Origin of the sequence: Alkalibacter rhizosphaerae (genome assembly GCF_017352215.1) — a bacterium.
In the GTDB taxonomy this organism is placed as follows: domain Bacteria; phylum Bacillota; class Clostridia; order Eubacteriales; family Alkalibacteraceae; genus Alkalibacter; species Alkalibacter rhizosphaerae.
Map to the genome: position 1 here is coordinate 120,280 of NZ_CP071444.1, position 13,903 is coordinate 134,182.

Annotated in this window: 14 protein-coding genes; 8 read left to right on the plus strand and 6 right to left on the minus strand. The window is 47.3% G+C overall.

All coding sequences use genetic code 11. The features are described 5' to 3' along the window. Positions 1-130: 130 nt before the first annotated feature. Positions 131-1,222 carry a sporulation integral membrane protein YtvI gene (gene ytvI, locus J0B03_RS00585; protein ID WP_207299963.1) on the plus strand — a complete coding sequence of 364 codons (1,092 nt, stop codon included), beginning with the start codon at positions 131-133 and terminating at the stop codon, positions 1,220-1,222. Positions 1,223-1,504: 282 nt separating this feature from the next. Here ytvI and J0B03_RS00590 read toward each other — a convergent pair whose 3' ends face one another. Then, positions 1,505-1,969: a hypothetical protein gene (locus J0B03_RS00590; protein WP_207299964.1), complete on the minus strand. Its 465-nt coding sequence runs from the start codon at positions 1,967-1,969 to the stop codon at positions 1,505-1,507. 26 nt (positions 1,970-1,995) lie between these two features. Beyond that, a complete protein-coding gene (locus tag J0B03_RS00595; protein WP_207299965.1) occupies positions 1,996-2,670 on the minus strand; it encodes a DUF1638 domain-containing protein in 675 nt (224 codons plus the stop codon). Positions 2,671-2,805: 135 nt separating this feature from the next. On the opposite strand from J0B03_RS00595, the gene J0B03_RS00600 reads away from it, so the two are divergent. Then, complete coding sequence (locus J0B03_RS00600) at positions 2,806-4,041, plus strand: aminopeptidase (RefSeq protein WP_207299966.1); 1,236 nt, start codon at positions 2,806-2,808, stop codon at positions 4,039-4,041. 74 nt (positions 4,042-4,115) lie between these two features. On the opposite strand, the gene J0B03_RS00605 is transcribed toward J0B03_RS00600, so the two are convergent. Then, positions 4,116-4,871, minus strand: a complete 756-nt coding sequence (locus J0B03_RS00605; RefSeq protein WP_207299967.1) for an MBL fold metallo-hydrolase — start codon at positions 4,869-4,871, stop codon at positions 4,116-4,118. 195 nt (positions 4,872-5,066) lie between these two features. On the opposite strand from J0B03_RS00605, the gene gnd reads away from it, so the two are divergent. From gnd to J0B03_RS00630, 5 genes are read left to right on the plus strand one after another with little or no spacing between them, the layout of a single operon-like run. Next, positions 5,067-5,999, plus strand: coding sequence for a phosphogluconate dehydrogenase (NAD(+)-dependent, decarboxylating) (gene gnd, locus J0B03_RS00610; RefSeq protein WP_207299968.1), 933 nt, complete (start codon positions 5,067-5,069; stop codon positions 5,997-5,999). A 17-nt stretch (positions 6,000-6,016) separates the two neighbouring features. Beyond that, on the plus strand, positions 6,017-7,513 hold the full coding sequence (gene zwf / locus J0B03_RS00615) for a glucose-6-phosphate dehydrogenase (protein WP_207299969.1): 1,497 nt from the start codon (positions 6,017-6,019) through the stop codon (positions 7,511-7,513). Further along, entirely contained in the window at positions 7,500-8,120 is a 621-nt protein-coding gene (locus tag J0B03_RS00620; protein ID WP_207299970.1) for a cyclase family protein, read from the plus strand. The genes zwf and J0B03_RS00620 overlap by 14 nt, the downstream gene beginning before the upstream one ends. A 34-nt stretch (positions 8,121-8,154) precedes the next feature. Further along, positions 8,155-8,436 (plus strand): glutaredoxin family protein, encoded by a 282-nt coding sequence (locus J0B03_RS00625; protein WP_207299971.1) that lies wholly within the window; start codon positions 8,155-8,157, stop codon positions 8,434-8,436. After that, positions 8,433-8,930, plus strand: coding sequence for a ferredoxin-thioredoxin reductase catalytic domain-containing protein (locus tag J0B03_RS00630; protein ID WP_207299972.1), 498 nt, complete (start codon positions 8,433-8,435; stop codon positions 8,928-8,930). The genes J0B03_RS00625 and J0B03_RS00630 overlap by 4 nt, the downstream gene beginning before the upstream one ends. Here the strand turns inward: J0B03_RS00630 and J0B03_RS00635 are convergent. Both J0B03_RS00635 and J0B03_RS00640 read right to left on the minus strand, forming a co-directional pair. Then, positions 8,927-9,793 (minus strand): Cof-type HAD-IIB family hydrolase, encoded by an 867-nt coding sequence (locus tag J0B03_RS00635; protein WP_207299973.1) that lies wholly within the window; start codon positions 9,791-9,793, stop codon positions 8,927-8,929. The genes J0B03_RS00630 and J0B03_RS00635 overlap by 4 nt on opposite strands. A 17-nt stretch (positions 9,794-9,810) precedes the next feature. Next, positions 9,811-10,356 carry a DJ-1 family glyoxalase III gene (locus J0B03_RS00640; RefSeq protein WP_207299974.1) on the minus strand — a complete coding sequence of 182 codons (546 nt, stop codon included), beginning with the start codon at positions 10,354-10,356 and terminating at the stop codon, positions 9,811-9,813. Between the two features lie 106 nt (positions 10,357-10,462). Between J0B03_RS00640 and malQ the strand changes: the two genes are divergently transcribed. Beyond that, positions 10,463-11,920, plus strand: a complete 1,458-nt coding sequence (gene malQ / locus J0B03_RS00645; RefSeq protein ID WP_207299975.1) for a 4-alpha-glucanotransferase — start codon at positions 10,463-10,465, stop codon at positions 11,918-11,920. A gap of 24 nt (positions 11,921-11,944) precedes the next feature. Here malQ and pulA read toward each other — a convergent pair whose 3' ends face one another. Further along, positions 11,945-13,903 carry a type I pullulanase gene (gene pulA / locus J0B03_RS00650; RefSeq protein ID WP_207299976.1) on the minus strand — a complete coding sequence of 653 codons (1,959 nt, stop codon included), beginning with the start codon at positions 13,901-13,903 and terminating at the stop codon, positions 11,945-11,947.

Sequence of the window (13,903 nt, forward strand, 5' to 3'; positions counted from 1 at the left end):
CCCAATCCCCTTTCCGTGTGGCGGTCATTGTCATTATACTCAATTTTTTTAGCACGTGCAAACAAAGGTTTTGTAAATATATTGTCTATTCTATGTTAAGATAGAATTGTAAGCAAAGGAGGAGAAGCCGTTGACCCATTTGTTCGATCCGAATAAGGTAAAGCATTTCGCCATGAATTTGGCCGGGATCCTGGTCGGAACCTGGTTGTTCTTTAAAGTGTTTCCATATATCGCACCATTTGTTTTTGCTGTTTTGCTGGCTTACGCATTGGAACCTGTGGTTTCTTTTCTGCAAAATAGAAGACTTCCAAGAAAAGCGGCCACCTTGTTGACGCTGCTTATGTTTCTTGGCGTATTTTCCTTACTGGTGGCTTTTTTGGTTGTTCGAATGATCGGTGAGGTTCGTGGACTTATGGAGATCTTGCCGGAGCAGGTCAACAATTTTTATGAACGGGTCATTGCATTGATGGCGGAAGAGAGCACCATTTTAAGCGGTCTGCCGGAAGAACTCGCTTCCTTTATTCGAGTGTCATTAGGAAATATTGTAGAATATGCAGGAACCTTGGTCAATGACATCGTCAAAGGTGCATTGAATATTGCCATCTCCCTTCCCTCCGCTGTTTTGTTTCTATTCATGACACTGATCTCCACCTATTTTATTTCCAGCGATCGGGAAAAAATAGGGACTTTTCTCCAAAGCCAGCTGCCGGCATACTGGATCACCAAATTTCACGCCATCAAGGGAAACATTCGTCAGTCTTTTTTAAAGTTGATGAAAGCCTACTTGATCATCATGTCCATCACCTTTACGGAATTGATCATCGCCTTTTCCATATTGCAAGTTCGATTTGCTTTGGCTTTGGCGGTCATCATCGCCATTGCAGATATATTGCCTGTAGTGGGTACCGGCGGTTTTCTGGCTCCCTGGGCCATCTATTCTTTCGTTACTGGTGATCCCAGAATGGGGATTTCCCTGTTGATCGTCTACGGCATCGTCTTACTGGTTCGCCAGGTCATCGAACCCAAGATCGTGGGAACTCAAATCGGCGTTCATCCTGTACTGACTCTTGGCTCCATGTACGTTGGGATCAAATTGTTGGGCGGCATCGGCATTATTTTAGGGCCTGTCATCTTTATGGTCCTTCGCAGCATCAGTCAGGTAGTATTCCGACATCAATCCATCAAAGAGCTGTTGATTGCCGATGATTGGATCAAAAAATGACTTAAGGACCGGCGTCATCACGTTGGATGTTCCGGCCCTTAAGCCTTCGATGCATTAGTCATTCCTTCATTCCTTTCGGTCGGCTAATGTATTTTTATCAAAGTCTGTGATCTTTTGGGCTTCCATTTATCTTCATCCTGATCGGTTTCCCTTGTTCCGAAACACAATTGCGGTGTTTGGACTTGAAGGGCTGTTTGATTTTTTGGTTCCCTCTAGATTCAGTTCTTTGTTACTTATAATGTACCCGGTAGCATGCTGTTTTAAACAGAATGCTCTTTTTTTTTACATATTTTCTACATTCATGGTATCATAAACGGCATGGAGATGATCAAAAACGCGATTTGAAATTTCAAGGCGTTTCCCATACTGGGCAAGGGTTTGGTCCAGTAGTTCCTTCTTCGTCAAGTATCGGGTCAAGGGAGCTGCCGGTTCCCGATAATAGGCGGACAACTTTGTCAAAACATCCATTTTTGCTAAATATTTGTATTTTAGCGTGGATAGGGATCGATCCACCCTGTCAAAGCGCTTGTATTGTACTTGTTGCGCCAATTCATTCAACAAGGGAAGCAATTCCAGCAAAAAATCGGACAGTGCCTCCAGATCCATGCCCAAAGCCTTCTCCAAGGATCTTTTCACGTTTTTTTTAGTGAAATAAGGCAATTTTGCCACTTCCCTGTTCGTTTGCAATAGAGCTTCCGTCAACACCAAAATATCCTGTCGGGTCTCCACGATCAAATTTTCCAGCATATGCTTTTTCCTTCCGATTTTCGATTTTAGCTCAGCGTGTGTTTCAATTCCAAGGTAGAATGAGGCTCGATCCGGATGAATCGTGTATCGTCATCCCATGGGCCAAGGACGAATGCGTCCAAAAAATTCATGGTCCCTTTCAACGGCTCTATTTCCAGATCCATCATTGCAGCAGTGGATTTGGCTTGTTCCAGCATGTCATCCATGTCAAATGCTCCTGTATCGATGACTCCCAATCGCTCATAGTGTCGGTAATACGATCGGAATATTTTTTCCGCCCTTTCCTGTCCGTAGCGTTTTGTCATGCGATGGTATTCGTCCATCATGGTTTTTTCGACGTCGTCGAACATGTCCAACCATCCTTTTGATAAAAAGTAGGTATTCTTTTCCCGTTGCACTTCTTTTCGACGATCCATGGAACCCAACAGCAAGGTCAGGCAGTCATCGGCTTTGGGTACTACCAGGCGAAAGTCATTTGTTTTCAGCCCCACCACGGCATTGCCGCAAAAACCCATGATCAATAACACTTGATCCACGTTGGATACTCGATCCAAGATCTTTTGCATTTCTTTTCGAAGGAGATCCGGCTCCAGATGCAGCCCGGATTCCAAATATATTACCGGGTATGGAATGTTCCATTGTTGGATAGTCAGGTCCAATTCGGCCCGGATGGTGTTGCAGGACAATATCAGAGTCTTCATGTCGTCGTCTTCCTTTCCTAATAGAATATATCTTACCACATTCAAAAAGCAACTGGCAATATTTTTGATTTGTATTTGCCAATAAGGCAAGGTAGCTTATAATAGAGTATAAGAGAAAAAAAGAAGAGGTGACGTATGAAAAATCTCCACGAACTGATGAAAAAATACGCCGCATTGATGGTTGAAAAAGGGATCCATCTGGAAAAAGATCAAATATTGGTCATCACAGCATCCGTTGAAAATGTCGAATTTGTCCGAATGGTAGCGGAAACGGCTTATCTGCAGGGTGCCAGCAACGTCCATGTCAACTGGAATGATGGTCCATTAACAAAATTGAAGTACCAGTATGCTCCCATGGAAGTTTTTCAAGATTTTCCCCTATGGTATGCCCAGGGAATGGAATCTTTTGGAGAAAAGGGAGCTGCATTTCTGTCCATCATTTCTCAAGATCCTGAATTGTTGAAAGAGGCGGATCCAAAAAAGATATCCGCGTACAACAAGGCAGCATCCACTGCCTTAAAAGGATTTCGTCGATACACCATGAACAGCATCAATAGCTGGTGTGTGGTGGCCATTCCCGGCGCAGAATGGGCAAAGTCCCTGTTCCCGGACATGTCGGAAAAAGATGCCGTTAATGCGTTGTGGGAAGCCATTTTAAAAGCCAATCGGGTCGATACACCGGATCCTTTCCACGCATGGGACGAACATGTCCGCAATCTGGACGAAAAGGTCCGCTATCTCAACGAACGGCATTTTGACAAGCTCTTGTATCGATCATCAAAAGGGACCGATCTGGAAGTAGTGCTGCCGCGAGGCCACGTGTGGGCCGGCGGATCCGAGAAAAACGGGAAGAAGCGGATGTTTATCGCAAACATGCCAACGGAAGAGGTTTTTACCCTGCCCTTGAAGACCGGCATCAACGGGATCCTGTTCGGCACCATGCCCTTATACTACAGCGGCAACAAGATCGACGGGTTTTCCTTCGTCTTCAAAGATGGACGAATCGTCGAGTTTCAGGCAGATACTGGAATGGATGTGTTGACGGATTTGCTGAATACAGACGAGGGCTCCCGATATTTGGGGGAAGTGGCCCTGGTGCCCCATGATTCTCCCATATCCAATACAGGCATGATCTTCAAGAATACCCTTTTTGACGAAAATGCTTCCTGCCATTTTGCCTTGGGCAAGGCCTACCCCACTTCTTTGAAGGATGGAGGCAAATTGTCCGAAGAGGAACTGAAAGACCGGGGTGTCAACGACAGTCTGGTCCATGTGGATTTTATGGTGGGCGGTCCGGATCTCGAAATCGTTGGAGTGGATGAAAAAGGAGAAGAAACACAACTGTTTATGAATGGAAACTGGTCCATCTGATTTTTAAATGTAAATGGGGACGGTGACTTTTTTGCAAAAAAGTCACCGTCCCCATTTAAAAGGGTGCTTTTATTCTATTCTTTGTTCTTATAAGAATCGATGATCTGACGAATCTTTTCGTTGGGATGATCTTCATAAAGTCCTCCATGATAACAGATGATTCTGGCGATGTCATATTCCAGAAGCTTCTCCAAGGAGGTCATGGCCTGATCCATGTTTGGGGTATAAACGGGATTGGGGCCGATGAGTTTGCCGTCCAAAAAATTGAAAGTGTCACCGGCTATGAGGGTCCTGCTGTTGTAGTGGTACAGGCAAATATTGCCGGGTGTATGTCCTGGAGTATGAATGACCCGAACACCGCCGCCAATGGGCAGCAGGTCTCCGTCTTTGAGCATGCGGATCACCTTGATGTCGGAACCGTCTTCATATTCCGATTGCTTCTCCCCTTCCATCTTCCTGCGCAACAGTTTGAAAAGAGAAGGCATTTTCTTTTTTGCACCTTTGATCAGTTCCTGATCTCCGACGATATAGCTTTTTTCCGCTTCATGGAAATAGACTTCAATAGTTTTATCAAAGGATTCCAGAATGCCATGAAGACCGCCGATGTGGTCGAAATCCTGGTGTGTCAGGATGATCGTCTCCAATTCGTCAAAAGACAGATCGTCTTGTTGAAAAAGGTCCATGATCTTTCCCAGGTATTCGGGACCTTCCAGTCCAGTATCCACCAAAACAAGAAAATTCTTGTCCTTGATGACACTAGGATGAAGAAAGGATGGATGGGGCATCTCCACCGGCAGTTGCAGCATGTATAGTTGATCGGTTATTTTCAAGACTTCCACTCCTTTTGGTTTCGGAAATTTTATACAACGTTCCTTTTTTTCAAAACCACTCATCAATATCATACCACAAAAAAGAGTATTTTTCATTCTTCAAAATACTTTGGAAACGAATGTTGGCATGAAATTCAACCGATTGGTCGCATCAAACAGGCCTTTTGGGGTATATATAGTTTAATAAGGAAAAATATGGACAAATTCGATACGAGGAGTGAGGATGATATGAAAATTGGAATCATAGGTTTGGGAAAAATGGGCTATCCCTTGGCTCTCCAATTAAAAGACCGGGGACACACGCCTGTTGCCTTCAACCGGAGCCCCGAAAAAGTGGACAATATCAAAAACGAGGGCGTGGAAGGTGCCTATACACTGGAAAACCTGCTCTCCAAACTGGATATCCCAAGGATCGTCTTCATGATGATCCCGGCCGGTGAAGCCGTGGACTCCATGATCGCTTCCCTGTCTCCTCTGCTTTCGCAAGGAGATATCCTCATCGACGGCGGCAACAGCCACTACAAGGATACAAAGAAACGATATGCCATAATGAAAGATCAAGGGATCCATTACATGGATGTAGGAACCAGCGGTGGTGTGGACGGTGCAAGAAACGGCGCCTGCATGATGGTAGGCGGCGACAGAGAGGCCGTCGCTCAGGTGGAGAAGGCGCTGCAAGACTTATGCGTCGAAAACGGTTATGCCCACGTGGGACCAAGCGGATCCGGTCATTACGTCAAAATGATCCACAACGGCATCGAATACGGCATGATGCAAGCCATTGGAGAAGGTTTTGAGATCTTGTCGGAAAGCGAATACGACATCGATCATCAACAAGTTGCTAAACTGTGGCAGCACGGTTCCGTCATTCGAAGCTGGTTGATGGAATTGACCGAAAATGTCTTTATCCAGCATGATGATCAGTTAAAAGACATCGTGGGTGTGGTAAACGCCAGCGGCGAAGGGCTATGGACCGTAGAAGAAGCCCTGGAGCGAAAAGTGCCGGCTCCGGCCATCACCGCTTCCCTCTTTGCCCGTTATCGCAGCCAGCAGGCAGACACGTTCAGCGGCAAGCTTCTAGCCGGTCTGCGCTTTCAATTTGGCGGCCACAAAATGGAAACGAAATAGACATTGGAGAGATGGATATGAATGAATTGTCCTGTACCATGATCATATTTGGTGCCACTGGAGATCTGACCCGGCGAAAGCTGATCCCCGCCCTCCACCAGCTGCAATACGGTGGACATTTACCGGAAGATTTCCAAGTGGTGGCCATCGGTCGAAGGGAGATCACCCAGGAGGAATATCGAGAAGACCTGTTCCACGCCATGGTCGCATATACCAGGATCCTCATCGACGAAGACAGTTGGGAAACCCTGGCCCGGCGCATCACCTACTACAAGATGGATCTGACCAAAACAGAAGAATACCGGGGATTGCAGACCTTTTTAAAAGAACGACAGCATGGAGAAAACTTTTCCTGCAATCAACTTTTTTACCTCGCCATGGCACCGGAATTTTTTACAGTCATCGTGGACGGCTTGAAAGACACCGGGATCCTGGAAGAAACGGGAAATTGGAACCGGTTGGTTTTGGAGAAACCCTTTGGAAAGGATCTGGCCAGCGCCAAAGTCCTCAACGAAAATATCCAAAGAGCTTTTCGGGAAGAGCAGATCTTCCGGATCGACCATTACTTGGGCAAAGAAATGATCCAAAACATCACCATGCTTCGCTTTCAAAACACCATCTTTGAACCCTTGTGGAACAGCCGCTACATCGACAACATTCAAATCAGCGTGTCTGAACTGGACGGAGTCGGTTCCAGGGCCCCCTACTACGACCAAACCGGCGCACTTCGGGACATGGTCCAGAACCATCTGCTCCAAACTCTGGCCATTACAGCCATGGACCCACCAAAGACCATGGAGGCCGACCAGATCCGGGATGCAAAAGTGAAGCTGTTGAGTGAACTGATCCTTTTCACGGAGGAAACCAGCAAGACCAACGTGGTGTTTGGACAATACGAAAGCTACAAAAATGAAATTGGCGTACAAGAAAATTCCGTCACGGAAACGTTTGTTGCCCTCAAGCTTTTCATCGACAATGCCAGATGGAGGGGTGTCCCGTTTTATTTGACCACGGGCAAGAAGCTGCCGGAAAAATCCGCCCAAGTGACCGTAGAATTCAAGGCGCCCAACCAGTGTGTCCAACCAGAAGGAGAACCTTGCCAGGTCTTTGACATGCAGCCGGGATCCCAGGTGAACATCCTGGAAATCAAGATCCAGCCTAAAGAAGGCATCAGCCTGCGCCTCAACACCAAGAAACCATCCGTGATCAGCGAAACGGTGGTTGCGGAAATGGAGTATTGCCAAAGTTGTCAAAACAACTTCAATACACCGGATGCTTACGAGAAGCTGTTGCTGGATGTCATCCATGGGGATTCCACCCGATTCACCCGTTGGGATGAACTGGCTTTGACCTGGTACTTCATCGACAGCATCCATCTGGATCAGGTCCCTCTTTGCGAATATGAGGACCTGGGCCGGGGACCATGGGAAGCCCATGAACTCCTGGAACGGGACCAACGCAAGTGGTGGCATGTAGAAACTCATAAAAAGGAGGCACCCAATGAAGATCCATGACATCACCATGACCATTGAAGAAACCATGCAGGTCTATAAAAACAAGGAAGAAAAGAAGCCATCCATTACCGTCACCAGGGATTTCGCGTCATCCAACGCCATGGAGAGCCATATTTCCATGGACATGCACACCGGGACCCATCTGGACATGCCACTGCATTTCGTGCAAGGAGGTCCTCCCCTGGAGACCTTGGACCTGGATCGTCTGGTCACCAGGTGTCGGGTACTTGATCTAACCCATGTGAGGGATGGCATCACCAAAGCGGATCTTCAACAAAAGGACTTGTCCGGTGTTTCTTTTGTGCTCTTAAAAACAAAAAATTCCTTGGAAGACGACTTTCGCTTTGATTTTATTTTTTTGAAGGCAGACGGCGCCGCTTATTTGAAAGAGCTTGGACTGGATGGTGTGGGCATCGATGCTTTGGGGATCGAAAGGGATCAACCGGACTACGGGACCCACAAGACCTTGCTGGAAAACGGCATCCTCATTCTGGAAGGTCTCCGTTTGGCGCAAGTGAAAGAAGGGATCTACCAGATGATCGCCCTTCCCTTAAAGATCAAGGGAGTGGAAGCATCACCCGCCCGGGTGATCTTGCTGGAAGAATAGCAACTTGGATAACTTAAAAAGAGGAGGAAAAACAATGGCAAACATTCAACATGTAGAAGGACAGGACAAGGGAAAGGTCTTGATCTATACCTTAAGCACCTGTTCCTGGTGCAAGAAAACAAAACGATTATTGAAAGATCTGAAAGTGGCCTATGATTATATCGACGTGGATCTGGAAGATATGGAAGAGCAGGATCGGCTGGAACTTATCATCATGAAATTCAATCCCCGAGCCAGCTTCCCCACCATCGTCATCAACGATACAGAATCCATCAACGGATACAAGCCGAGAGAGATCAAGGAGCGATTCAAATGATCGATCAAGAAAGAATCAATGAATATTTAAAAACCCTGCAAGCAGATGCGGAAAACGGAGGATACCTTCTAAATCCCGACCGGGAATTCCTGGAGGATCTGGCACAGGGACTCTTGGAAAATACGGATCGATACGGTTATCAGGCCTGTCCCTGCCGTTTGGCCAACGGGAACATGGAAAAGGACCTGGACATCATCTGTCCCTGCGACTACCGGGATGAGGATCTTAACGACTATGGCGCCTGCTATTGCGCCCTGTACGTCAATGAATCCATTGCCAATGGCGAGCAGGAACCGGAAGCCATACCCGACCGAAGAAAGGAAGTCTTGGCTAAAAAATCCGATCCAATCAAAAAGGGAGCCGCTGTTTCCAAAACGGCCTTCCCTGTATGGCGCTGCAAGGTATGCGGTTATTTGTGTGCCCGAAAGAATCCTCCGGAGCGTTGCCCCATTTGCAAGGCACAAAAGGAACGATTCGAAGAATTTGTCTTTTAGTCCATATCCAAATCGTTTAATATAAATTTTTCAATAGCGTAAGCAACACCGTGGGAATCGTTGGTTTTTGTAACGTAATCCGCGGTGTTTTTTACATGGTCGGAAGCATTGCCCATGGCCACTCCGAAACCGGCATGACGGAGCATCTCCAAATCGTTATAGCTGTCGCCGAAGGCGATGATCTCTTCCCTATTGATGCCGTAATGCTCCTGCAATACGATCAGCCCGTGGGATTTGGTAACATGGACGGGCAATACGTCAAAGTTTTTCAACCCGGAATAGGATATTTTTGCACAGTCTCCCCAATGCTCTTCGATCCAGCGGGAAGTCTCTTCCATGCCGTGGGCCTCCGGATCGTTGTTCAAGGTGGTCACCTTGTAGGCTTTGTGTTTTTTATCCAAGATATCAGAAACGATCTCTTCATGGGTCTTGGTTACACGGACTCCCTTTTCATAGATCCCTGCGGCGATGGCTCTTAAGCCCATGCGCTGAAGAAATCCCAAATAATTCATGGAACGGTTGGAGACGCTAGCATAATCAAAATTGATGGTATAAGTAAGTCCATGGCGATGAATTTCCTCCAAAATTTTGACCAGGCAATCCGGTTGAAAATAATCTTCGAAAAGAACTTCCCCCGTTACAGGATCTTTGATCAAAGCCCCGTCGTTGGATACAATGGGCTCTACAATTCCAAGTTTCTTTACGATGTGAAGCATGTTGTTGAAATTGCGACCGGAGGCCAGTGTGACCCGGATCCCAGCTGCTCGCGCCCGATCCAATACATTTCTGCTTTGTCGGGAGACGTTGTGGTTGGATTTCAATACCGTACCATCCATGTCCATTACGATGAGTTTGTATTTCATGCTGTCTCCATTTCTCCTTAGTCGGCGATCAAACTTTTTCGCAACGATTCTGACGTTTCCAAGTCGATGAACAATTCCACCAGCTTCAACGCAAAGTCCACTGCTGCTCCAGCACCTTTTCCTGTAACGAAATGAGAGGAAACGGCAACTTTTTCATCCACCAGGACCGCTCCTTCCAGGTATTGTTCAAACCCTGGATAACAAGTGGCAAACTGGCCCTTCAATAATCCCAGTTCACCCAAGATCTTAGGTGCGGCACAGATGGCGGCGATCCATTTCCCCCGGGAATCATGGTCCATCAACAGTTGGATCAATCCGGAATGATTCCCCAGATTCAAAGTACCCGGCATTCCTCCAGGCAACACCAACAGGTCTGTATTCACAAAAGATCTTTCGGAAAAACGGTCATCTGCCACGACGGAAATGCCATGGGCGCCTTCCACGATGTGATCTTCTTCCATACTGACGGTTTTTGTGTCAAATCCTGCGCGGCGCAACACATCCACGGTGGCCAACGCTTCGATCTCTTCAAATCCATTGGCTAAAAAAACTGCTACTCTCAAAGGATCCTCCTCCAGTCTTTTCTATCTGTTTCCATTCTATTACTTCCATGAAATATTTTCAAGTTTGTGGTATGATATCCTATATCTCATTCTAAAGGAGACGATCATGAGCACGAGTTTCGGCATCATACTCCATGTTTCATCCCTACCTTCCAAAGAACCCTTGGGTAATCTGGGAAGGGATGCATTAAAATACCTTGATTTTTTGCAGCGAGCAGGCGCCTCTTATTGGCAGATCCTGCCCATTCACCCCATCGACCACGTCTATTCCCCTTACGCCTCTTCTTCCGCATTTGCCGGTGAAATTCGCTACATCGATATCAACATGCTGGACGATGATGAATTAAAGGATCAATATCAAATTCTGATGGAAAAAGTATCCGGTTCTTCCCAGGCAAATTATGAGCTGGCTTATCAGTTGAAAATGCCCATTTTAAAAGAGTATTTTTTGCGCAGGCACAAGGAATCAAGTCCTGTCCTGGAAACCTTTCAAAAGGATCATCCATGGGCATGGGATTACTGCCTGTATGAAGCATTGAAGATCCAATTTGGAGGCAAGCCCTGGCTTCTCTGGCCGGAAGGGATCCGCACAAGGGACCCCCATTCTTTGGACTTTTACGGAAAGTTGCTGTCAGAAGACATTCGCTTTTTTCTCTTCACCCAGTACTTGTTCTTTTCCCAGTGGAAAAACTTGAAAAAGGAAGCCAAAAAACGAAACATCGAGATCGTCGGTGACATTCCCATGTACGTGCCCTTGGACAGTGTGGAAGTCTGGTGCAACCCTTCCCTGTTTTCTCTGGACCATACCTTTCATCCCCACCATGTATCCGGCGCACCACCGGATTATTTCACGCCGGAGGGTCAGAAATGGAATACACCCGTTTACGAGTGGTCCAACCACGCCAAAGACGGCTATTCCTGGTGGAAAAAACGGATCGCCCATGCTTTTCGCTGTTTTGACGTGGTCCGTCTGGATCATTTCCGGGGCTTCGAATCCTTTTGGGCCGTACCACCGGCAGATGAAGATGCCCGAAACGGCCACTGGAAACGGGGACCCGGCATGGATTTTCTCCACCAGCTGAAAAAAACCTTCCATGATAAGAAATTCATCGTGGAAGACCTGGGAGATATCACACCGGAAGTGGAATGGCTAAAATCAGAATTTGGATATCCCGGCATGCGGGTCCTCCAATTTGCCTTCGACAACGACCCTTCCAATCCCCATTTGCCCGGGTCCGTCAATGACCATTATGTTTACTATACCGGCACACACGACAACCCTCCCCTGCCTTACTGGTACGCCACCTTGGACGATTGGGGACGGCAAACGGTAGATAAAATGATGGGCACCAAGGATGGGACGCCTGTCATCGACCAGTTGCTGGAAGCGGTTCTAAACAGCAATGCCGCTTTTGCCATGATCCAATTCCAGGATCTGCTGGAGCTGTCTCCCGCCAATCGGATGAACCGCCCCGGCACCATCAAAAACAACTGGGTATACAAGGCAGATCCGGATCCAGACTGGAAGCAGCTGGAAGACAATATTAAGAAACTTCGTCAATAAAAGCCCCTTTTGAAGGGGCTCTTTCTATGAGGTGGTGCAATCTTCCGTCAATCGGAAAATGCCAAAATCGTGTCCGTTCAAGTAGATGCCGTGAGGGTCCAGGTTGTTTTCCCGATTTTCCATGGAGATCTTCCCTTCCATGTCGAAGAGTTGCTCGATGCATAGATGTTCGATGGAAATTTCGTATTCTTTGATCAGATGGTCCGTCAGATTCCTGGTAGTGATCAGCTTGGGATCTTCTCCACTGTTGACGGCAATAAACAGAAAACGGTTGTCTAGTTTTGGATCTCTGATGGTATAACCCAATACGTGGCAATTGTCTACCTTCAAATCCATGAATTTCAAATGATTCTTGATGTCCTCCACGCTTCGCAGGCGAAATTCCACATGCCTTCGTCGAAAGTCGATAAGATCCTTCATAAAATGAAAAAATGCAAGATTTTCCTTTTTTTTGTGCCAGTCCATGGCGTTGATGGAGATGGGGGCATTGTAGCTGTTGCTGTTTCGCTGCTTGCTGCGAAGAAATTCATTGCCGGCATGGATCAAGGGAACTCCCTGGGCCAAAAACAACAAGGCAAAGGACAATCTGTTTTGCCGATCGATAAAGGATTCGGTCCCATGGGGATACACTTTTTTCATTTTGTCGTACAAGATCAGATTGTCGTGGGAATTGATGTAATTGATGCTTTCTTTCGGGCTGGAGGCAAAACCGATGTGGCCGTCGTCGTAATAGATGGATCCGGCGATCCCGGTCTCCACGCCATGGAGCTTGTCGCAGTCGCCCTGCACAAATCCCCGGCCTTCTCCATTGCTGTCCCCTTTTACCGCATCCCGGAAATTGTCGTTCAAAAATGCATAAGAAAGGGTCATTTGCTTGCCCTTGGTGGTTCGCTGTGCATCGGGCAGTACCGACTCTCCACCCATCCAGGGTTCCCCGTAGATGAAAACATCCTCCCGTTTGGAGCGCAGCCGTTCCACCAGAAGATGGACCGTCTCCATGTCGATGAGGGCCATCAGGTCAAAGCGAAAGCCGTCCATGTTGAAGCTGTCCAACCAATACTCCAGAGATTCAAAGAGGAACCTTCTAGTCATAAACCGCTCCGATGCCAGCTCGTTGCCCACGCCGGACCCGTCGGACAAGGTCCCGTCGGGCCAGGTCCGATGGTAATATCCTGGGGCCAGCTGCTCGAAATTGCTGGTTTTTCCACGATAGGTATGATTGTAAACCACATCCATGACAACGGAGAATCCTTCCTTTTGCAGGGTCATGATGAGTATTTTCAATTCATAGATCCGGTTGTAGTAGGAATTGGGATCGGTGGCATAGGAGCCTTCCGGCACGTTGTAATGCTCGGGATCGTATCCCCAGTTGTAGTTGTCGTCTTCGTAAAAGAGACGGGGATCTTCATCCACCGTTAAAAAGTCGTATACGGGCAGCAGGTGGATATGGGTGACACCCAATTCTTTGAGATGGTCCAATCCTGTGGACAATCCGTCACAAGTGGTCCCTTTTTCCACCATGCCCAAATATTTGCCCCGATGCTCCGCTCCAGAGCTGGCATCCACGGTAAAATCTTTCACATGGACCTCGTAAACGACGGCATCCAGACAATTAGTGCAAGCGGACCGATGATCGGCCACATGTTCCTTCCATCCAGGAGGATCCATTTTCTCCGGATCCAGAATCACGGATTTGGTGCTGTTTTCCGTAATCCCCAAGGAATAGGGGTCCGTCACTTCCTTCCCTCCGTCCAAAAGAAAGGTATAGCACTTGCCGATGAAATGTCTTTCCAAACGGCATTCAAACACATGGTTCTCATCCCGTATCATGGGGTATGTCCTTCTTCGCACTTGTTTTGGGTGATCGTATAAAGCCAGTTCCACTTGATCACAACCGGGGGCCCATACCCGAATGACGATACCGTCTTCCGTCACGATGGGGCCCAGTGCTTTTGTGGTGGTCTTGTAATCGATCCAGTTCAT

Bases quoted from the DNA above. Each gene is read 5' to 3' on its own strand.
- J0B03_RS00620 (WP_207299970.1), top strand. From the start codon at position 7,500: ATGAAGATCCATGACATCACCATGACCATTGAAGAAACCATGCAGGTC.
- pulA (WP_207299976.1), bottom strand. From the start codon at position 13,903: ATGAACTGGATCGATTACAAGACCACCACAAAAGCACTGGGCCCCATC.
- J0B03_RS00600 (WP_207299966.1), top strand. From the start codon at position 2,806: ATGAAAAATCTCCACGAACTGATGAAAAAATACGCCGCATTGATGGTT.
- J0B03_RS00590 (WP_207299964.1), bottom strand. From the start codon at position 1,969: ATGCTGGAAAATTTGATCGTGGAGACCCGACAGGATATTTTGGTGTTG.
- malQ (WP_207299975.1), top strand. From the start codon at position 10,463: ATGAGCACGAGTTTCGGCATCATACTCCATGTTTCATCCCTACCTTCC.
- zwf (WP_207299969.1), top strand. From the start codon at position 6,017: ATGAATGAATTGTCCTGTACCATGATCATATTTGGTGCCACTGGAGAT.
- J0B03_RS00635 (WP_207299973.1), bottom strand. From the start codon at position 9,793: ATGAAATACAAACTCATCGTAATGGACATGGATGGTACGGTATTGAAA.
- J0B03_RS00595 (WP_207299965.1), bottom strand. From the start codon at position 2,670: ATGAAGACTCTGATATTGTCCTGCAACACCATCCGGGCCGAATTGGAC.
- gnd (WP_207299968.1), top strand. From the start codon at position 5,067: ATGGACAAATTCGATACGAGGAGTGAGGATGATATGAAAATTGGAATC.
- J0B03_RS00625 (WP_207299971.1), top strand. From the start codon at position 8,155: ATGGCAAACATTCAACATGTAGAAGGACAGGACAAGGGAAAGGTCTTG.
- J0B03_RS00630 (WP_207299972.1), top strand. From the start codon at position 8,433: ATGATCGATCAAGAAAGAATCAATGAATATTTAAAAACCCTGCAAGCA.